General features: G+C 69.8%; 15 protein-coding genes and 2 pseudogenes. 12 read left to right on the top strand and 5 right to left on the bottom strand.

Features of this window, described 5'->3' with window-relative positions; genetic code table 11:
- Positions 1-12: 12 nt before the first annotated feature.
- Positions 13-390, top strand: coding sequence for a zinc ribbon domain-containing protein (locus DIE16_RS25780; protein WP_124893666.1), 378 nt, complete (start codon positions 13-15; stop codon positions 388-390).
- Between the two features lie 154 nt (positions 391-544).
- On the opposite strand, the gene DIE16_RS25785 is transcribed toward DIE16_RS25780, so the two are convergent.
- Positions 545-1,423 carry a GyrI-like domain-containing protein gene (locus DIE16_RS25785; RefSeq protein WP_124893667.1) on the bottom strand — a complete coding sequence of 293 codons (879 nt, stop codon included), beginning with the start codon at positions 1,421-1,423 and terminating at the stop codon, positions 545-547.
- A 278-nt stretch (positions 1,424-1,701) separates the two neighbouring features.
- On the opposite strand from DIE16_RS25785, the gene DIE16_RS25790 reads away from it, so the two are divergent.
- The 4 genes from DIE16_RS25790 to eutC all read left to right on the top strand — a co-directional run bounded on the left by DIE16_RS25790 (position 1,702) and on the right by eutC (position 7,129).
- The gene (locus DIE16_RS25790; protein WP_124893668.1) at positions 1,702-3,165 is read left to right on the top strand and encodes a mechanosensitive ion channel; all 1,464 of its coding nucleotides are present in this window, start codon (positions 1,702-1,704) and stop codon (positions 3,163-3,165) included.
- Between the two features lie 259 nt (positions 3,166-3,424).
- On the top strand, positions 3,425-4,837 hold the full coding sequence (gene eat / locus DIE16_RS25795; protein WP_124893669.1) for an ethanolamine permease: 1,413 nt from the start codon (positions 3,425-3,427) through the stop codon (positions 4,835-4,837).
- Between the two features lie 106 nt (positions 4,838-4,943).
- Positions 4,944-6,341, top strand: a complete 1,398-nt coding sequence (locus tag DIE16_RS25800) for an ethanolamine ammonia-lyase subunit EutB (RefSeq protein WP_044848390.1) — start codon at positions 4,944-4,946, stop codon at positions 6,339-6,341.
- Positions 6,338-7,129, top strand: coding sequence for an ethanolamine ammonia-lyase subunit EutC (gene eutC / locus DIE16_RS25805; RefSeq protein WP_124893670.1), 792 nt, complete (start codon positions 6,338-6,340; stop codon positions 7,127-7,129). Before DIE16_RS25800 ends, eutC begins: the two co-directional genes overlap by 4 nt.
- 31 nt (positions 7,130-7,160) lie before the next feature.
- On the opposite strand, the gene DIE16_RS25810 is transcribed toward eutC, so the two are convergent.
- Positions 7,161-8,045 carry a LysR family transcriptional regulator gene (locus DIE16_RS25810; protein WP_044848388.1) on the bottom strand — a complete coding sequence of 295 codons (885 nt, stop codon included), beginning with the start codon at positions 8,043-8,045 and terminating at the stop codon, positions 7,161-7,163.
- A gap of 150 nt (positions 8,046-8,195) precedes the next feature.
- On the opposite strand from DIE16_RS25810, the gene DIE16_RS25815 reads away from it, so the two are divergent.
- Entirely contained in the window at positions 8,196-9,803 is a 1,608-nt protein-coding gene (locus DIE16_RS25815) for an MFS transporter (RefSeq protein WP_124893671.1), read from the top strand.
- A 359-nt stretch (positions 9,804-10,162) separates the two neighbouring features.
- Here DIE16_RS25815 and DIE16_RS25820 read toward each other — a convergent pair whose 3' ends face one another.
- Positions 10,163-10,591, bottom strand: a complete 429-nt coding sequence (locus DIE16_RS25820) for a pyridoxamine 5'-phosphate oxidase family protein (protein WP_124486842.1) — start codon at positions 10,589-10,591, stop codon at positions 10,163-10,165.
- A 317-nt stretch (positions 10,592-10,908) separates the two neighbouring features.
- On the opposite strand from DIE16_RS25820, the gene DIE16_RS25825 reads away from it, so the two are divergent.
- From DIE16_RS25825 to DIE16_RS25835, 3 genes are all read left to right on the top strand, one after another.
- Positions 10,909-12,435 (top strand): aldehyde dehydrogenase family protein, encoded by a 1,527-nt coding sequence (locus DIE16_RS25825; RefSeq protein ID WP_124486843.1) that lies wholly within the window; start codon positions 10,909-10,911, stop codon positions 12,433-12,435.
- A 323-nt stretch (positions 12,436-12,758) separates the two neighbouring features.
- Positions 12,759-13,304 carry a hypothetical protein gene (locus DIE16_RS25830; protein WP_124893672.1) on the top strand — a complete coding sequence of 182 codons (546 nt, stop codon included), beginning with the start codon at positions 12,759-12,761 and terminating at the stop codon, positions 13,302-13,304.
- Positions 13,305-13,490: 186 nt separating this feature from the next.
- Positions 13,491-14,525 (top strand): helix-turn-helix domain-containing protein, encoded by a 1,035-nt coding sequence (locus DIE16_RS25835; protein WP_124571372.1) that lies wholly within the window; start codon positions 13,491-13,493, stop codon positions 14,523-14,525.
- A 66-nt stretch (positions 14,526-14,591) separates the two neighbouring features.
- On the opposite strand, the gene DIE16_RS25840 is transcribed toward DIE16_RS25835, so the two are convergent.
- Together DIE16_RS25840 and DIE16_RS25845 are read right to left on the bottom strand one after the other, a co-directional pair.
- A complete protein-coding gene (locus tag DIE16_RS25840; RefSeq protein WP_124893673.1) occupies positions 14,592-15,680 on the bottom strand; it encodes an ADP-heptose--LPS heptosyltransferase in 1,089 nt (362 codons plus the stop codon).
- 2 nt (positions 15,681-15,682) lie between these two features.
- Positions 15,683-17,386 (bottom strand): thiamine pyrophosphate-binding protein, encoded by a 1,704-nt coding sequence (locus DIE16_RS25845; protein WP_124893674.1) that lies wholly within the window; start codon positions 17,384-17,386, stop codon positions 15,683-15,685.
- Positions 17,387-17,505: 119 nt separating this feature from the next.
- On the opposite strand from DIE16_RS25845, the pseudogene DIE16_RS25850 reads away from it, so the two are divergent.
- From DIE16_RS25850 to DIE16_RS25860, 3 genes and pseudogenes are all read left to right on the top strand, one after another.
- Positions 17,506-17,817: pseudogene (locus DIE16_RS25850) on the top strand (hypothetical protein); the annotation flags it as partial.
- Positions 17,814-18,098, top strand: coding sequence for a type II toxin-antitoxin system RelE/ParE family toxin (locus tag DIE16_RS25855; protein WP_124486847.1), 285 nt, complete (start codon positions 17,814-17,816; stop codon positions 18,096-18,098). The pseudogene DIE16_RS25850 and the gene DIE16_RS25855, both read left to right, overlap by 4 nt.
- Before the next feature lie 31 nt (positions 18,099-18,129).
- Positions 18,130-18,261: pseudogene (locus tag DIE16_RS25860) on the top strand (VapC toxin family PIN domain ribonuclease); the annotation flags it as partial.
- Positions 18,262-18,308: the final 47 nt, after the last annotated feature.

The following is an 18,308-nucleotide window of genomic DNA, read 5'->3' on the forward strand; positions in this document are numbered from 1 at the left end:
GAGGAGCGGGCGATGAGCTTTCTGAAACGGATCCTGGGCGGCCACGGTGGCGGCCACGGAGGCGGTCATGGCGGTGGGCATGGAAGCGGCCACGGTAGCGGCGGGCATCACGGCGGAGCGGGCAGGGAAGGTCATGGCGGCCACGATGCGCGCGGCCGCGATCGTCACGGCTGGGGCTGGCAGCCGTCGGCCGACGCGCAGGGCGGCCCGGGCAGCAACTTGCCGCTGCGTCAGCTCGCCTGTGCGGGCTGCGGCGCCATCAACGCGGCGGATGCGCGATTCTGCGCGCAGTGCGGTGTCGCGCAGCGGGGCAAGGCGTGCAGCCGCTGCCACGCGGCGCTGGCCGCTGACGCGCGCTTCTGTCCGGGCTGCGGCACGCAGGCCGGGTAAGGCTCGATCGTCGGCCTCGATGCCGGCGTGACGGCCGATCTCCAAGGGCGGCGTGGCGCCTGCAACGGGCGCCGCCGGGCCACGGCGTGCGGGCTCGCTCCGAGCCCCGAGCCCCGAGCCCCGAGCCCCGAGCCCCGAACCCGGGACCTGCCGCTCAACGCAGCGGCAAATGAATCTCGGTGCGCAGGTCTGCCGGCGCCGCATCCATCGGCGTATTCAGATACAGCTCGAACGGCGGCGCATCGGCGGCTTCGCGGCCCGAGTGACGCAGCCAGTCGCCATACAGCCACTGGTAAGCGGTCTTGAGGTCCGCATACGGCCCGGTATGCAGCAGCACCGCATACTCGCCGCCCGCGATCGTGATGCGCTCGACCGGCGGCGTCGGCTCGACGTCCGGCGCGCCGCCGGCCGGCACGAAGCACGCTTTCGCTCGCAATTGCGCTTCGGGCGTGGTGTCCGGATCGTCGTAGAAGATCCCGATCATCTTTGCGCCGGGGCCGATCAACCCGTGCTGCCCGACCCACGCGCCAATCTGCCCGAACGCGTCGCCGACCTTCAGGTAAGCGCCCGTATGCGCCACCGCGTAACCGCGCAGTTCCGGCTGCCGCCGGATCTCGACTTCATGCTTGAACATGTCTTCCTCTCCTCGCTGTAACGGATAGATCGGCCGATGAACCCCGGCGCGCCGGTGCTGCGCGGGCGGCACGCCGTAAGCATCCCGAAATGCGCGTGCGAACGCGTGCGTCGAACCGTAGCCGGCGCGCCGGGCGATCGCGTCGAGCGGCAGCGCCGTGCAGACGAGGTCCTCCGATGCGCGCACGATCCGCATCCGCCGCACCGTCAGCACGATCGACTCGCCGTACAGCGCGCGATAGACGCGCTGCCAGTGATATGGCGACAGGCACGCGATGTCGGCGAGCCGGTTCAGGTCGAGCGTGTCGTCGAGGTGCGTGCGGATGTGGTCGTGAACGCGCGCGATGCGTGCTGCATAGCGGACCCACGCGGGCGTTTCGGCTTTCGTGTCGACGGTCATGCGTGCGTCCCCCGGCAGGAATCGACGTCACGGTAGCACGCCGCCGATTGATAAATCTTGCGGAGATGCGTAGGCCAACAAAATCTGCCCCTTTTTAATTTCGCCGAAATGGGGTCTCGTCCCCGTCGAGATATGTCTAAAGTTAAAGACGGTGAAATCGGGTGATCGCGTCATTTTTCTCGGGTAAGTTGCTTGGGGCGGCAACGCACGGTTTTCGAAGTACGCAGGTAGTTCGTCGATGTTCAATCGCAACGCCACGTTTTTCGGGAGAAGAAGAAATGGATGCTTCCAGCTTCATCACGTCGCTGCAGACCACGCTAGGCGGATACCTGCCGAAGATTGCCGGCGCGATCGGCATCCTGGTGATCGGCTGGCTGATCGCCGTCGCGGTGCGGGCCGGCGCGCTCCGGCTGCTCAACGCGCTGAAGGTCGATCAGCGGATCAACGAAAGCACCGGCCAGGGCGCGCGCGTCGAGCGGATCATCGCCGGCGGGCTGTTCTGGCTCGTGCTGCTCGTCACCGCGGTGGGCATCTTCAACGTGCTCAACCTGTACGCGGTGTCCAATCCGTTCTCGCTGCTCGTCACCCACATCGTCAACTACCTGCCGAACCTGATCGGCGGCGCGGCGCTGACGCTGATCGCGTGGCTGATTGCGTCGCTCTTGCGCAGCCTCGCGAACCGTGCGCTGAAGGCGAGCAAGGTCGACGAGAAGCTGTCCGAAAGCGCGGGCATGCAGCCGATGAGCGGCTATCTCGGCGACGTGCTGTTCTGGCTCGTGATCCTGATGTTCCTGCCGGCGATTCTCGCGTCGTTCGCGCTGTCCGGCCTGCTGTCGCCGGTGCAGGGGATGGTCGACAGGCTGCTCGCGATCGTGCCGAACCTGTTCGCGGCCGCGGTGATCGGCTTCGTCGGCTGGGTCGTCGCGCGCGTGCTGCGCGGCCTCGTGACGAACCTGCTGGTTGCCGCAGGCGCCGATCGCCTCACGCAGGGCCTCGACAGCCCGACGCCGGTGCGCGTGTCGAGCCTGATCGGCACCATCGTCTACGTGTTCGTGTTCGTGCCGACGCTGATCTCCGCGCTCGACGCGCTGAAGATCGACGCGATCTCGATTCCCGCCACCAACATGCTGAACCAGTTCCTCGGCGCGGTGCCCGACATCGTCGCGGCGATCGTGATCGTGCTCGTCACGTTCTATTTCGCGCGCTTCGTCGCGTCGCTCGCGCAGAAGCTGCTGGAAGCCGCCGGCGCCGACGGGCTGCCGGCCGTGCTCGGCGTCGAGCGCGTGTTCTCGGGGATCCTGCAGCCGTCGGTGCTGGTCGCGCGACTGATCGTGTTCTTCGCGATGCTGTTCGCGTCGGTGGAGGCCGCGAACCGGCTCGGCTTCACGCAGGTGCGCGACGTCGTCACGCTGTTCATCGAATTCGGCGGCCATGTGCTGACGGGCGGCGTGATCCTCGTGATCGGCGTATGGCTCGCGGGCGTCGCGCGCCGCGTGATCGAGCAGGCCGACCGCGAGCACAGCGTGCTGTTCGCACGGATCGCGCAGTTCGCGATCCTCGGCCTGGTGTTCGCGATGGGGCTGCGCGCGATGGGCATCGCCAATGAGATCGTGCAGCTCGCGTTCGGCCTCGTGCTCGGCGCGATCGCGGTGGCGGTCGCGCTGTCGTTCGGCCTCGGCGGCCGCGAGGCGGCTGGCAAACTGCTCGACCGCTGGTTCAACCAGCGCGGCGGCGGTCAGTAACGCTGGTGACGCGTCGGCCGTCCGGCCGCTTCGCGCGGCCGGACGGCGTGTGCATGACGCTCGTGGAAAGCCGAGAGCCGAGAGCCGAGAGCCGAGAGCCGAGAGCCGAGAGCCGCCCACCGCCCACCGCCCACCGTTGCCGTCAGCGAAACGTCAGCCGTCATCTTTGCCGAATTTCGATAACACGTCGTTTAATGACTCTCTAGCATCGATTCTCAGTCGCGCGGGCCCGCAGGCCGGCGCCTTTCAGGAGAATCCGATGAAAGCAGAGTCGAATGGCCGGCCCGCCGCCGGCGCCAAGTCGTCCGGCCAGCCCGCGCTGCAGCAGACGCTCGGGACCTGGCAACTGTGGGGCATCGCGGTCGGCCTCGTGATTTCAGGCGAATACTTCGGCTGGAGCTACGGCTGGGCGAGCGCCGGCACGCTGGGTTTCGTCGTCACCGCGCTGTTCGTCGCGGCGATGTACACCACCTTCATCTTCAGCTTCACCGAGCTGACGACGTCGATCCCGCACGCGGGCGGCCCGTTCGCGTATGCGCGCCGCGCATTCGGCCCGGCGGGCGGCTATCTCGCCGGCGCCGCGACGCTCGTCGAGTTCGTGTTCGCGCCGCCCGCGATCGCGCTCGCGATCGGCGCGTACCTGCACGTGCAGTTTCCGGGGCTCGAACCGAAACACGCGGCGATGGGCGCGTATCTCGTGTTCATGGCGCTGAACGTCGTCGGCGTGCAGATCGCCGCGACGTTCGAGCTGGTCGTCACGCTGTTCGCGATCTTCGAGCTGCTGGTGTTCATGGGCGTCGTGTCGCCGGGCTTCGCGTGGAGCAACTTCATGAAGGGCGGCTGGTCGGGCGCCGATCATTTCAGCGTCGGCGCATTCCACGGCATGTTCGCCGCGATCCCGTTCGCGATCTGGTTCTTCCTCGCGATCGAAGGCGTCGCGATGGCCGCCGAGGAGGCGAAGAACCCGAAGCGCTCGATCCCGATCGCGTACGTGGCCGGCATCCTGACGCTCGTCACGCTCGCGATCGGCGTGATGGTGTTCGCCGGCGGCGCGGGCGACTGGACCAAGCTCGCGAACATCAACGACCCGCTGCCGCAGGCGATGAAGTACATCGTCGGCGCGAACAGCGGCTGGATGCACATGCTCGTGTGGCTCGGGCTGTTCGGGCTCGTCGCGTCGTTCCACGGGATCATCCTCGGCTATTCGCGCCAGATCTTCGCGCTGGCCCGCGAAGGCTATCTGCCGGAGTGGCTCGGCAAGGTGCATCCGCGCTTCAAGACACCGCATCGCGCGATTCTCGCGGGCGGCGTGGTCGGCATCGCCGCGATCTACAGCGACGAGCTGATCCAGTTCGGCGGCCAGACGCTCACCGCGAACATCGTGACGATGTCGGTGTTCGGCGCGATCGTGATGTATATCGTAAGCATGGCGGCGCTGTTCAAGCTGCGCCGCTCGCAGCCGAACCTGGAGCGACCGTTCCGCGCGCCGCTGTACCCGTTCTTCCCGGCGTTCGCGATCGTTGCAGCCCTGATTTGCCTTGCGACGATGGTGTACTTCAACGGGCTGGTGGCGATGGTGTTCATCGCGTTCCTCGCGCTCGGCTACGCGTACTTCCTCGCGACCCGTTCGCAGCGTGCGAGCGCACCGGGCGACGCGCTGCTCGAGGAATGAGGATGGCCGACCCGAACGGCCGTTCGTGACGGCATGCGGCGCGCCCCGTCGAACGGGCGCGCCGTCGGCGTCAGGCAAGGCAAGGACTGGCAAGGAGATTCGAACGATGTCCTACACGGAGACGATCGGTCCGCGCACGTACCGTTTCGCGGACCTGAAGACGCTGCTCGCGAAAGCGAGCCCGCTGCGCTCGGGCGACCAGCTCGCCGGCGTCGCGGCGGCGAGCGAGGAGGAGCGCGTGGCCGCGAAGATCGCGCTCGCGGGCGTGCCGCTGAAGGCGTTCCTGAACGAAGCGCTGATTCCGTACGAACACGACGAGGTCACGCGCCTGATCCTCGACGATCACGACGCGGCCGCGTTCGCGGAGATCTCGCACCTCACCGTCGGTGACTTCCGCAACTGGCTGCTGTCGCCGGCTGCCGACGGCGCCGCGCTCGAACGGATCGCGCCGGGCCTCACGCCCGAGATGGTCGCGGCCGTGTCGAAGCTGATGCGCAACCAGGACCTGATCGCGGCCGCGCGCAAGCGCCGCGTCGTCACGCGCTTTCGCAACACGGTCGGGCTGGCCGGCCGGATGTCGGTGCGGCTGCAGCCGAACCATCCGACCGACGACGTGAAGGGCATTGCCGCGTCGATGCTCGACGGGCTGATGTACGGCTGCGGCGACGCGATGATCGGCATCAACCCGGCGACCGACAGCCTCGCGGCGATCGTGAAGCTGCTCGCGATGATCGACGGATTCCGCGAACGCTACGGCGTGCCGACGCAGTCGTGCGTGCTCACGCACGTGACCAACACGATCGCGGCGATCGAGAAGGGCGCGCCGGTCGACCTGGTGTTCCAGTCGATCGCGGGCACCGAGAAGGCGAACGCGAGCTTCGGGATCTCGCTCGCGCTGCTCGGCGAGGCGCGCGAGGCCGCGTTGTCGCTCAAGCGCGGCACCGTCGGCAACAACCTGATGTACTTCGAGACGGGGCAAGGCAGCGCGCTGTCGGCGAACGCGCACTTCGGTGTCGACCAGCAGACCTGCGAGGTGCGCGCGTATGCGGTCGCGCGCAAGTTCGATCCGTTCCTCGTGAACACGGTGGTCGGCTTCATCGGGCCCGAATACCTGTACGACGGCAAGCAGATCATCCGCGCGGGGCTCGAGGATCATTTCTGCGGCAAGCTGCTCGGCGTGCCGATGGGCTGCGACATCTGCTACACGAATCACGCGGAAGCCGACCAGGACGACATGGACACGCTGCTGACGCTGCTGGGCGCGGCCGGCATCAACTTCATCATGGGCATCCCGGGCGCGGACGACGTGATGCTGAACTATCAAAGCACGTCGTTTCACGACCAGCTCTACGTGCGCGAGGTGCTCGGCCTGCGCCGCGCGCCCGAGTTCGAGGAATGGCTGGAGACGATGGAGATCGCCGACGCGCACGGCGCGCTGCGCGCCGCGAGCGCGCGCGTGCCGCTGCTCGCGGGCGCGAACGACTGGATGGGGATTTCGGCATGAGCGACGCCGTCGAAAAGAACCCGTGGGCGCAGCTGAAGTCGTTCACGAACGCGCGGATCGCGCTCGGCCGCACGGGCAGCAGCCTGCCGACCGCGCCGCTGCTCGCGTTCAACCTGTCGCACGCGCAGGCGCGCGACGCGGTGCACCAGCCGCTCGACGCGGACGCGCTGCGCCGCGAGATCGACGCGGCCGGCTTCGCGACGCTCGGCGTGCAGAGCGCGGCGCCCGACCGCCAGCACTACCTGCGCCGGCCCGATCTCGGCCGCAAGCTGTCCGATGACGGACGCGCGCTGCTGGCCGGCTACGGCGCGGCGCTCGACGACGCGCCGGAGGTGGTGTTCGTGGTCGGCGACGGGCTGTCGGCGTTCGCGGCCGCGAAGCAGGCGCTGCCGCTGCTGCAGGCCGTGTGCCCGCGGCTCGAAGCGGACGGCTGGCGGATCGGCCCGGTGGTGGTCGCGACGCAGGCGCGCGTCGCGCTCGGCGACGAGATCGGCGAACTGCTGCGCGCACAGGTCGTCGCGATGCTGATCGGCGAACGGCCGGGGCTCAGCTCGCCGGACAGCCTCGGCGTGTACCTGACCTGGGCGCCGAAGGTCGGCTGCCACGACGCACTGCGCAACTGCATCTCGAACGTGCGGCCCGAAGGGCTGCCGCATGCCGCGGCCGCGCACAAGCTGCATTACCTGATGACGCACGCGCGCCGGCTCGGCCTCACGGGCGTCGGGCTGAAGGACGACAGCGATGCGCTGTTGCCGCAGGCGGAAGCGGAGCGGATCGGCGCGGATTGATGAGGATCGATGGCGCGACCGCGCCGTCCGTCTACTTGAACAGCCGCTCGCACAGGAAGTCGACGAACACGCGCAGCTTCGGCGACAGCTGCCGGCTCGACGGCCACACGATCGAGAACTGCCCCGGCGCGATCCGGTAGTCGTCGAGCACCGTGACGAGCGCGCCCGTGTCCAGCGCGTCGCGCGCGAGGAAATCGGGCATGTAGCCGATGCCGAGCCCCGCCATCACCGCGCCGCGCAGCGCTTCCATGTTGTTGCAGGTCATCGCGGTGCGCAGCTTCAGCGGCGTGCCGTCGTCGGCGGCGAGCGCCCAGTCCTGCAGCTTGCCGGTGGTCGGGAAACAGTAGCGCACGCAATCGTGCGCTTCGAGATCGCGCGGCGCCCGCGGCGTGCCAGCCTGCGCGAGATACGCGGGCGTTGCGCACAGCACGAACGCGAACGGGCCGAGCCGCCGCGACATCAGGCTCGAATCCGACAGCGGGCCGCTGCGGATCACCGCGTCGAAGCCGCCTTCGACGACATCGACCATCCGGTCGTTGAAATCCAGGTCGAGCTCGACGTCCGGATAGCGCTGCCTGAATTCGGGTAGCACCGGCAGCAGGAACCGGTAGCCGATCACCGGCAGGCTCACGCGCAGCTTGCCGCGCGGGCGCTGCGCGGCGGCCGTCACGGTCGCCTCCGCATCGCGAAAATCCTCGAGGATCCGCTGGCAGCGTTCGTAGAAATGGCGCCCTTCGTCGGTCAGCGTGACGCGCCGCGTCGTGCGGTTGAACAGGCGCACGCCGAGCGACTGCTCGAGCCGCGCGATCGTCTTGCCGACGGCGGACGCCGAGATGCCGAGCGCGCGGCCGGCCGCGACGAAGCTGAGCGCTTCGGCGGTGCGGACGAAGGCGGCGATGCCGTTCAGGTTTTCCATCGACGTAGGCGGCCGAGCGGATGCGATGCGGTGAATTGAGGAATTTTAGTCCGTTATATACGGAGCAACGCATTGTTTTTCGGTGATTGAATCGAAATTATCCTTGATCGCGCTTGAGGCGCATCCGCGCCGGCTTTTCGAGGAGCAATGATGGATCACCCGTTTTCAGCCGATTCAGCCACATCGGCACGCCGGCGCGCGTGGGTGCTGGCCGCCGTCTGCATGGCCGCCGTCGCGCTGCCGCTGTCGTTTTCGGGCGGCGCGGTCGCGACGCCCGCGATCGGCCGCGACCTGCACGGCGGCCCGGTCGCGATGAACTGGATCACCAACGCGTTCATGCTCGCGTTCGGCAGTTTCCTGATGGCGGCGGGCGCGCTGGCCGACCAGTTCGGCCGCAAGCGCGTGTTCGCGATTGGCGTCGGCGGCTTCACGCTGATGTCGGTTGCGCTCGCGTTCGCGCCGTCGATGCTCGCGGTCGACCTGCTGCGCGGCGCGCAAGGGCTCGCGGCGGCCGCGGCGCTCGCGGGCGGCACGGCCGCGCTGGCGCAGGAGTTCGACGGCGCGGCGCGCACGCGTGCGTTCAGCCTGCTCGGCACGACCTTCGGCATCGGGCTCGCGTTCGGGCCGGTGCTCGCCGGCTCGCTGATCGCGCACGGTGGCTGGCGCGCGATCTTCGTCACGGGCGCGGCGGCCGGCACGCTGTCGCTCGGGTTCGGGCTGCCACGCATGCACGAGTCGCGCGATCCGCACGCGACGGGGCTCGACTGGCCCGGCACCGCAGCGTTCACCGCCGCGCTCACGCTGTTCACGTTCGGCGTGATCGAGGCACCCGCGCGCGGCTGGACGCATCCGCTCGTCGTTGTGCTGCTGGCGGGCGCGGCGCTCGGCGCGTGCGCATTCGTCGCGATCGAGACGCGCGTCGCGCGGCCGATGCTCGACCTCTCGCTGTTCCGGATTCCGCGCTTCGTCGGCGTGCAGGTGCTGCCGGTGTCGACCTGCTGCTGTTACATCGTGCTGCTCGTCGTGCTGCCGCTGCGCTTCATCGGCATCGACGGTTTCAGCGAAATCGACGCGGGCTGGCTGATGCTCGCGATCTCCGCGCCGATGCTCGTCGTGCCGCTCGTCGCGGCGACGCTCACGCGCTGGCTGTCGGCCGGCGTGATCTCGGGGCTCGGGCTCCTGCTCGCGGCGGCGGGCCTCGTATGGCTGGGCGTCGCGCTGCGCGGCGGCGCGGGGCCGGCGGCGATCGCGCCGATGCTCGCGATCGGCGTCGGGGCCGGCATGCCGTGGGGGCTGATGGACGGGCTGTCGGTCAGCGTCGTGCCGAAGGAGCGCGCGGGGATGGCGACCGGGATCTTCAGCACGACGCGCGTTGCGGGCGAAGGGATCGCGTTAGCGATCGCCGGCGCGGTGCTGGCGACCCTCGCGCACGCCGATTTGCGGCAGGCGGCGACGGGAACATCCGACGCGACGCTGCGGGCGGCCGCGCGCCTCGCGACCGGCGATCTCGCCGGTGCGGCGGCCGGGTTGCCGGGCGTCGGTCGTGCGGCGCTGCTCGCGAGCTATGTGCATGCATTCGATCGGCTGCTGATCGGGCTCGCGGTCGTCACGGTGCTGTGTGCGGTGGTGGTGTTCGCGTTTCTCGGTGCACGGCCGGCAGTGGCGGAAGCGCGCGGCGATGACGGCGAACCGGCGCATACCGACGCGCGGGCGCGTCGCCGGACCGAACCGGCTTGCGTGGAAGCAAGCGGGCGGTGAGTGTGCGGTGAGCGGGGCGTCGTCGGGGGCGTGCAGGTCGACAATCGCGGACCGCGCGCCCGGGCATTTTGCGATGGCGCGAATCCGCGTACCGACGATCGGCCCCGCGCGCGAATGACCGTAGAGCGTTGCGTCGCCGGGCACACGCTCATCGGGAACGGCGCCGGCGCGCTCCTGCACCGACGACTCACCCGGCGCGTCACGTTTGCGCAAGCGGCCGCAGCGCCTCATCGGCCCATGCGCGCCCGCCTTGCCGCGACGGCGGCATGGTGCGGCGACTCACGCCAGCACGAGCGGCCGCAGCGCCTCACCGGCCCAGGCACGCGCGCCTTGCCGCAACGACGGCATGGTGCGGCGCCTTACGCCAGCACGAGCGGCGGCAATTCCGCATCGGCCCGCGCGTGCGCGCTTTCCACGTCAACGACCACATAACGCAGCGCATCCGGCCACAGTTGCGCGCGGCTTCCCGCCTCTTCGTCGATCGTCGCGCGCCCCTGCACGAGCCACGTCGTCTGCCGGACGAAATCGACGAACAGCAGCGCGATCGCCGGATTCACGAGCAGGTTGCCGATCGTGTTGAACAGGTTGTTGCCCGCGAAGTCGGGCAGCACGAGCGTGCGGCGATCGGGCAGGTCGACGAGCGGGGCGAACGAACCGTCCGCGCGCGGCTGCCGGCCGCGATACGAGCAGTCGGCGTCGCCCGCCGCGTTCGCGGTCGCGACGATCAGGAATGCCTGTTCATGGATGAACGCGACGACATCGTCGCTCAAGGGGCCCGGTTGGTTCATGGTTCGGTCGGCGCGTGGCCGATGCGTGCGGATCCGCGTTCCGCACGCAAGCGACATGCCATGTGGCGAGCGTGGCGCGCAGCGGTGCGTGCGCAGCTGCGCTGTGAAAAATCCGAACACCCGTCGTACCCGCTGTGCCGTCCCGGTGTTCAGAATCGGGACACTCGTGTTCGGTGCGCCGGCATCGCCCCCGGCGGGCGCCCGGACGCACCGCTCCTGTTCCGTTCTCGCCCGGTTTGGCACGCATGTTGCGTAAACCGTGCAGCGCGATCCAACCGGCGCTGCATTCACACAAGCACGATGAACAGGAGACATGTATGAACCCGTTTGACCTGAAACAACTGGGCCTCGACGTCGAATACCCGTACCGTCAGCAGTACGACAACTACATCGGCGGCAAGTGGGTTCCGCCGGTGAAGGGCGAGTATTTCGAGAACGTGTCGCCGATCAACGGCAAACCGTTCTGCCGCGTGCCGCGTTCCAGCGCCGACGACATCGAGGTCGCACTCGATGCCGCGCACGCCGCGCGCCGCAAGTGGGGCAAGACGTCGGTCACCGAGCGCGCGAACCTGCTGCTCGCCGCCGCCGACCGGATGGAAAAGAACCTGAAGCTGCTCGCGGTGGCCGAGACGATCGACAACGGCAAGCCGCTGCGCGAGACGATGGCGGCCGACCTGCCGCTCGCGATCGACCACTTCCGCTATTTCGCGGGCTGCATCCGCGCGCAGGAAGGCGGCATCTCCGAGATCGACGACAACACCGTCGCGTATCACTTCCACGAGCCGCTCGGCGTCGTCGGCCAGATCATCCCGTGGAACTTCCCGCTGCTGATGGCCGCGTGGAAGCTCGCACCGGCGCTCGCGGCCGGCTGCTGCGTGGTGATGAAGCCGGCCGAGCAGACGCCCGCGTCGGTGCTGGTGCTGATGGAGTTGATCGGCGACCTGTTCCCGGCCGGCACGATCAACATCGTGAGCGGTTTCGGCAAGGAAGCGGGCGAGGCGCTCGCGACCAGCAAGCGGATCGCGAAGATCGCGTTCACCGGTTCCACGCCGGTCGGCAAGCACATCCTGCGCGCGGCGGCCGAGAGCCTGATCCCGTCGACGGTCGAACTGGGCGGCAAGAGCCCGAACATCTTCTTCGCCGACGTGCTCGACCAGGACGACGCGTTCCTCGACAAGGCGCTCGAAGGCCTCGCGATGTTCGCGCTCAACCAGGGCGAAGTGTGCACGTGCCCGTCGCGGATCCTGATCCAGGAATCGATCTACGAACGCTTCATCGAGAAGGCCGTCGCGCGCGTCGAGCGCATCAAGGGCGGCCACCCGCTCGACCTGCAGACGATGATCGGCGCGCAGGCGTCGCAGCAGCAGCTCGACAAGATCCTGTCGTACATCGACATCGGCCGCGACGAAGGCGCGCAATGCCTGACGGGCGGCGAGCGCACGGCACCGGCCGCCGACCTCGGCACGGGCTATTACGTGAAGCCGACGATGCTGTTCGGCAACAACAAGATGCGCGTGTTCCAGGAAGAGATCTTCGGGCCGGTCGCGTCGGTGATGACGTTCAAGGACGAGCAGGAGGCGATCGAACTCGCGAACGACACGTTCTACGGGCTCGGCGCGGGCGTGTGGACGCGCAACGGCACGCGTGCGTACCGGATGGGCCGCGAGGTCGAGGCCGGCCGCGTGTGGACCAACTGCTACCACCTGTACCCGGCGCACGCGGCGTTCGGCGGCTACAAGCAGTCCGGCATCGGCCGCGAGACGCACAAGATGGCGCTGTCGAACTATCAGCAGACGAAGTGCCTGCTGGTCAGCTACCAGGCCGAGGCGCTCGGGTTCTTCTGATCGCCGCAGCAGGGGGCGAAGTGCCGGGGCCGGCCGGGCGGCAGCGCAACGCTGCCCGGTACGGCGGCCGGTGCCGGACGGCGGCGACGCGTCCGGTGCCGGCTTGCCGTGGAAGGTGCGGCGGTCGGGCGCTGGCTGTCCAGCCTTCGGCCGTCGGGCGGCGTCCGCGGCGAGGCGGCAATGCGCTGGCGCCGGTTCGTCCGGCACTTCGCCGTTTTCGTGTTCCGACCTTCGATACGGGCGTCGGCATTCGCACCGGCCGGTGCGCGTTCGCGCCCGTATCGTGCCCGTATCGCACCCCGATGGCCCCGACGGAAACCAGCATGTCAGAACTGCCCCGATCCTATCCGCGTCACCCGGTGTTTCACGCGGGCGAGCTCGACGCGCATCACCGCTTCGGCGTCGCCGACGAAGCCGAGCGGATGAGCGACGTCGTGACGACGCGGCTGAGCATCGGTGTGCGCCAGTTCGTCGAATCGCAGCCGTTCATGTTCGTCGGCACGACGAGCGGCGGCCCGGCCCCGTCGCGCATGACCTGCGACATCGTGCAGGGCATGCGCGACGCGAACGGCGATCTATGGCCGGTCGTGCGCGTGATCGACACGAAGACGCTGCGCTTCGCGCTGCCGGCGCACGGCGGCCACCGGCTCGATGCGCTGGCGTGCGACGGCTGCGGCGTCGGGCTGCTGTTCATCGATTTCGTGCGCGGCATCCGCTACCGGATCAACGGCCGCGCGACGTTGCGCACCGATCTGCCGGAAGCGGACGCGGCGCCCTGGCCGGCGGGCAGTCCGATCGTCGAACTGGCGGTCGCGCAGGCGTACGGCAACTGCGGCACGCGGGTCGTGCGGTTGCGGCCGGGAGCGTAGCGCGTCGCCGAAGCTGCCGGCGGCACGCATGCCGCACCCGCGCGGTGCGCGGCATGCCGCCTCCGGGTGCGCCCGCATGGCGCGCATCGGCCGCACGGCGTTGAATGACGGGCTTGTCGCCGGACAACGCGGATCGGCACGGGACTTGCGTGTTGGACGTGGTCCCGGGCGGGTGAGGAGAACATGATGGGTCAACGAGTGGAGTGCATGGCCGAGCCGACGGCCGAGGACACGCGGTGCAGCGCACAGGGCGACGACGCGTTGGCCGGCCAGGCCGTGGTCAGCGTCGCGCACGACGCCGACGAGCAGGCGCGCAACCTGATCGGCTGGCGGCAGACCTACGACCAGCTCGCGGCCGGCCGCTTCGTCGGCACGCTGACCGAGCTGCCGCTCGACACGATGAAGCTGTTTCGCGAATCGACCAGCCACCTGCTGCGGCAGGCGTGCGAGGTGCGCGGCGACGCGTACTGGTTCGGCATCCCGCTGACGAGCGACGGCACCGCGCGGGTCGATGCGTGCCGCATCGGCCCCGGCGCGCTCGCGTTCCGGCCCGGCAACGTCGAATTCGAATTGCTGACACCCGCGCAGTTCTCGATCTACGGCGTGGTCGTGCGCGGCGACGTGCTGCGCCGCTACGCGGAGGAAGTCGAACACCGTGCGCTCGACGAGCGGCTGTTCGCGCAGCGCGTGATCCAGATCGGCGATATGCGGCTCGCGCGCCTGTGTGCGCTGCTCGGCGGCCGCCTCGACGGCGCGACGGCCGCGGGCGGGCCGCTGCCCGACGCACAGCGCGACGACCTGCAGGCCGAGGTGCTGGCCGCGCTGTTCGACGCGTGCGCGCAACCGGCTGATGACGGCGCGGGCGGCGCCCCGTCGACACGGCGCTGGATCGTCGAGCAGGCGCGCGAGTACGTGCTCGCACACCGCACGCGCCCGGTCGGCGTGCCCGAGCTGTGCGAGCAGTTGCACGTGAGCCGGCGCACGCTGCAGTACTGTTTCCAGGACGTGCTCGGCATGGCGCCCGCGACCTATCTGCGCACGCTGCGGCTGAACGGCGCGCGGCGCGACCTGTGCGGGCGGGCGGCCGGTTCGGTGCAGGACGTCGCGGAGGCGTGGGGCTTCTGGCACCTGAGCCAGTTCGCGACCGACTATCGGCGGCTGTTCGGCAAGCGGCCGTCGGAGACGCTGCGCGAGCGGGCGGTGACGGTGGCGGCCGGGTGAGGCGGGCGGCGGCGCGCGGATGCCGCGGTGCGTCCGGTCATCCGGGCGACTCCCTTTTCTCCATCCCTATCCGGCGGTAGCCGCCGCTTCGCGCGGCGCAGGCCACGGCAAGGCATCCCAGTCGATCGCCCGGTAAGCGGCTTCGACCGCCGCGAGGTCGTCCGGCCGCTCGCTGCGATGCAGCCCGTACAATGCGTCCGGCACATCGAGCGCGACCGGTACGCAGTGCGGATAGTCGCGCACGCGCAGCGCCGGGCCGATCGTCGTGAAACAGCCGAGCGTCGGCACGTCGAAACCGTCGGCGAGATGCAGCGCGGCCGTGTCGGGCGCGAACAGCACGCTCGCCCCCCTGACCCAGGCAATGAAGCGCGCGGTATCGGCCGCGTCGCGGCTCACGTCGACATAGGCCGGATGCGCGACGGGGCCGAAGCCGACCACCGGCAGCCCGTAACGCCGCGCGAGCCGCTCCACGAAAGCCGCGCGCAGCGCCGGCGGCACGCTGCGCACCGCGGTGCTCGCGCTCGGGCAGAACAGCACGTACGGCCGCCGCCATTCGGCCGGCAGGGCGGGCAGGGGCAGCCGCGCGAGCCAGCGATTGCGCTTCGCGGTGGCCGGCACCGTGGCCGGGTCCGTGCCGAGCGCGTCGAGGAAGAAGTCGATCATCGGTTGTCGCGCGAAAGCGGGCCAGTACAGGTGATTGCCGAGATCGATGCGCGGCGCGTGCTCGGGCAGTGCGTCGGCGGCGCACGGCAGCGCACGCGACGGCGCGACGACGTCGGCGGCGAGCGCATACAGCGCGTCGACGTAGCGCGGCGCGCGGGCCGGCCGGTAGAGCGTGAAGCGCAGGCCGGGATGCATCGCGCGCAGCGCGGCGAGCGCGGTCAGCCCGATCACCGAGTCGCCGAGCGCGACGCCCATTCCGTTGATCACGTACACGTCCGCCGTGCGGCCGTAGTCGAGCCGGAACGGCCGGTGGGCGGCGTGCAGCAGGCCGAGCGCCGGTGCGGCCGGCACGTGATCCTCCGCGGGGCCGCCGCCGTGCTCGAGGTCGTAGGGGGCGACGAGCGTGCCGTCGGGCGCGAGCAGCGTGCCCGGATGCGTCAGCGCGTCGTCGCGCGACAGCGCGAGGCCGGCCGGCGCGGCGCGCATTTCCATGATCACGCGCCGCGCGCGCGGCGGCCCTGCTCGCGGATCTGCTCGAGCGTCGCGGCCGGCGTGCTGGCGTCCTGCGGGATGCGGATCTCGATCAGCGCCGGCAGCCCGCAGGTCAGTGCGCGCTCCAGTGCCGGCGCGAAGTCGGCGGTGCGCTCGACCGTCTCGCCATGCGCGCCGAACGCGCGCGCATACGCGGCGAAATCGGGGTTCGTGAGCCCGGTGCCGTGCACGCGCCCCGGATAGTTGCGCTCCTGATGCATGCGGATCGTGCCGAAATGCCCGTTGTTGACGACGATGGCGACGATGTTCAGCCCGTACTGCATCGCGGTCGCGAGTTCGTTGCCGGCCATCATGAAGCAGCCGTCGCCGGCGAGCGCGACGACGGCCCGCGACGGATACAGCGACTTCGCGGCGAGCGCGGCGGGCAGCCCGTAGCCCATCGCGCCGCTGGTCGGCGCGAGCTGCGAGCGAAAGTGCCGGTACGCGAAGTGGCGATGCAGCCAGATCGCGTAGTTGCCGGCGCCGTTGGTCAGGATCGCGTCGTGCGGCAGGCGCTCGCGCAGCTGCACCATCACGTCGCCGAGCTGGACATCGCCGGGCATCGGCAGCGGCGCGTGCCATTCGCGGTACGCGCGGTGCGCGTCGGCGGCCGTGCCGGCCCACGCGGGGTGCACCGGCGGTTCGAGCGCGGCGAGCGGCGCCGCGATTTCCGGCATCCCGGACACGATCGGCAGGTCGGCCGCATACACGCGGCCGAGCTCGTCCGCGCCCTGGTGCACGTGGATCAGGGTCTGGCGCGTCTTCGGGATGTCGAGCAACGTGTAGCCGCCCGTCGTCGCTTCGCCGAGACGCGGGCCGAGCACCAGCAGCAGGTCGGCGTCGCGGATCCGCTTGCCGAGCGCGGGATTGATCCCGAGGCCGACGTCGCCCGCGTAGTTGGGGTGCGCGTTGTCGAAGGTGTCCTGGAAGCGGAACGCGCACGCGACCGGCAGTTGCCAGCGCTCGACGAAGGTGCGCAGGTTCGCGCATGCGTCGGGCGTCCAGCCGCTGCCGCCGACGATCGCGAACGGCCGCTCGGCGCGCGCGAGCCGTTCGCGCAGCTCGTCGACCTGCGCGGCCGACGGCGACGCCGCGACGCGTTTCGCGGCCGGCACGACGGGCTGCGGCGCGCACGCGTCGGACAGCACGTCTTCGGGCAGCGCGAGCACGACCGGGCCGGGCCGGCCGGACGTCGCGACGTGGAAGGCATGGCTCAGGTATTCGGGAATGCGGCGCGGGTCGTCGATCTGCGCGACCCATTTCGCCATCTGGCCGAACATCCGGCGGTAGTCGATTTCCTGGAAGGCTTCGCGGTCGAGGTGCTCGCGCGCGCACTGGCCGACGAACAGGATCATCGGCGTCGAATCCTGGAATGCGGTGTGCACGCCGATCGACGCGTGGGTCGCGCCGGGCCCGCGCGTGACGAACGCGATGCCGGGGCGGCCGGTCAGCTTGCCGACCGCTTCCGCCATGTTCGCGGCCGCCGCCTCGTGGCGGCAGACGACCGTCTGGATCCGCGCGGTGTCGTCCGCCAGCGCATCGAGTACGGCGAGAAAGCTCTCGCCCGGCACGCAGAACACGCGTTCGACGTGATTGGCGAGCAACGCATCGACGAGCAGTCGCGCGCCGGTGGTGGCGCGCGGCTCGAGATCCTTGGAATGCGACATGGGCTGCCGTCTCCCTGGGTAGCGGGATGTACAGATTACGCCTGTTGTCGGGGCGCCGGCACGCTGGCCGGTGAAAAGTGTCGGAACGTGGGGAGCTCGGGGGCGTGGATGTTGCACGCGACGTGCGGGTGTTTCGCCGCTTTGAAACGCTGGTCGGCTTTCTGCGCGACATCGGCATCAGCCGTTTCGATGTGGATGCGTCGGAGTTCGACCCGGATGCGGCCGGCCGGGCGACCCGGCCCGATCGGGCGGCCGCGATGAGGGCGGCACACGAGGCGGCGGCCCACGATCGCTGGTTTCGCGAGCAGGTGCAGCAGGCGCTGCACGACCCGCGCGCGTCGATTCCCGACGAGGAGGTGAGCGCCGACTTCGCGTCGCGCCGTGCGGAGCTGCGTGAACGGCTCGCGGGCAGGCGAGGGGATGCTTCTTGACCTTCGCGCTGCACTGGAATCCGAAGGCGTACGAGGATCGCGCCGCGATCATGGACTACATCGGCGAGGACGACCCGCAGGCCGCAATCGAACTCGACGAACCGCTGGAACAAAGGGCCGCCACGTTGCCGGCCCGTGCAGAGCTGTATCGGCAAGGGCGAGTGGCCGGCACGCGCGAACTGGTGGTCGCGCCGAACCACGTGCTCGTGTATCGCATCAGACCGGCCGAAGGGATCGTCGAGATCCTCCGCGTGCTGCATGCGCGACGGCAGTGGCCGTGATGCCCGATATCCGCAAGTCGGCGTCGAGCGGCGGAAGAAGGATCATCTCGACAAGCTGATCGCCGCGCATGCGGTGTCGCTCGACGTCGCGCTCGTGACCAACAACGAGCGGGATTTCGTCAGCTATCCGGGATTGCGGCTGGAGAACTGGCTGAACGATTGATGGCGGTGATGGGGTCCGACGGTCATGCGGGATATCGATCCACCCGC

Origin of the sequence: Burkholderia sp. Bp9090 (assembly GCF_003857985.1) — a bacterium.
Classification (GTDB): Bacteria; Pseudomonadota; Gammaproteobacteria; order Burkholderiales; family Burkholderiaceae; genus Burkholderia.

Bases quoted from the DNA above. Each gene is read 5' to 3' on its own strand.
- DIE16_RS25780 (WP_124893666.1), top strand. From the start codon at position 13: ATGAGCTTTCTGAAACGGATCCTGGGCGGCCACGGTGGCGGCCACGGA.
- DIE16_RS25785 (WP_124893667.1), bottom strand. From the start codon at position 1,423: ATGACCGTCGACACGAAAGCCGAAACGCCCGCGTGGGTCCGCTATGCA.
- DIE16_RS25790 (WP_124893668.1), top strand. From the start codon at position 1,702: ATGGATGCTTCCAGCTTCATCACGTCGCTGCAGACCACGCTAGGCGGA.
- eat (WP_124893669.1), top strand. From the start codon at position 3,425: ATGAAAGCAGAGTCGAATGGCCGGCCCGCCGCCGGCGCCAAGTCGTCC.
- DIE16_RS25800 (WP_044848390.1), top strand. From the start codon at position 4,944: ATGTCCTACACGGAGACGATCGGTCCGCGCACGTACCGTTTCGCGGAC.
- eutC (WP_124893670.1), top strand. From the start codon at position 6,338: ATGAGCGACGCCGTCGAAAAGAACCCGTGGGCGCAGCTGAAGTCGTTC.
- DIE16_RS25810 (WP_044848388.1), bottom strand. From the start codon at position 8,045: ATGGAAAACCTGAACGGCATCGCCGCCTTCGTCCGCACCGCCGAAGCG.
- DIE16_RS25815 (WP_124893671.1), top strand. From the start codon at position 8,196: ATGGATCACCCGTTTTCAGCCGATTCAGCCACATCGGCACGCCGGCGC.
- DIE16_RS25820 (WP_124486842.1), bottom strand. From the start codon at position 10,591: ATGAACCAACCGGGCCCCTTGAGCGACGATGTCGTCGCGTTCATCCAT.
- DIE16_RS25825 (WP_124486843.1), top strand. From the start codon at position 10,909: ATGAACCCGTTTGACCTGAAACAACTGGGCCTCGACGTCGAATACCCG.
- DIE16_RS25830 (WP_124893672.1), top strand. From the start codon at position 12,759: ATGTCAGAACTGCCCCGATCCTATCCGCGTCACCCGGTGTTTCACGCG.
- DIE16_RS25835 (WP_124571372.1), top strand. From the start codon at position 13,491: ATGGGTCAACGAGTGGAGTGCATGGCCGAGCCGACGGCCGAGGACACG.
- DIE16_RS25840 (WP_124893673.1), bottom strand. From the start codon at position 15,680: ATGGAAATGCGCGCCGCGCCGGCCGGCCTCGCGCTGTCGCGCGACGAC.
- DIE16_RS25845 (WP_124893674.1), bottom strand. From the start codon at position 17,386: ATGTCGCATTCCAAGGATCTCGAGCCGCGCGCCACCACCGGCGCGCGA.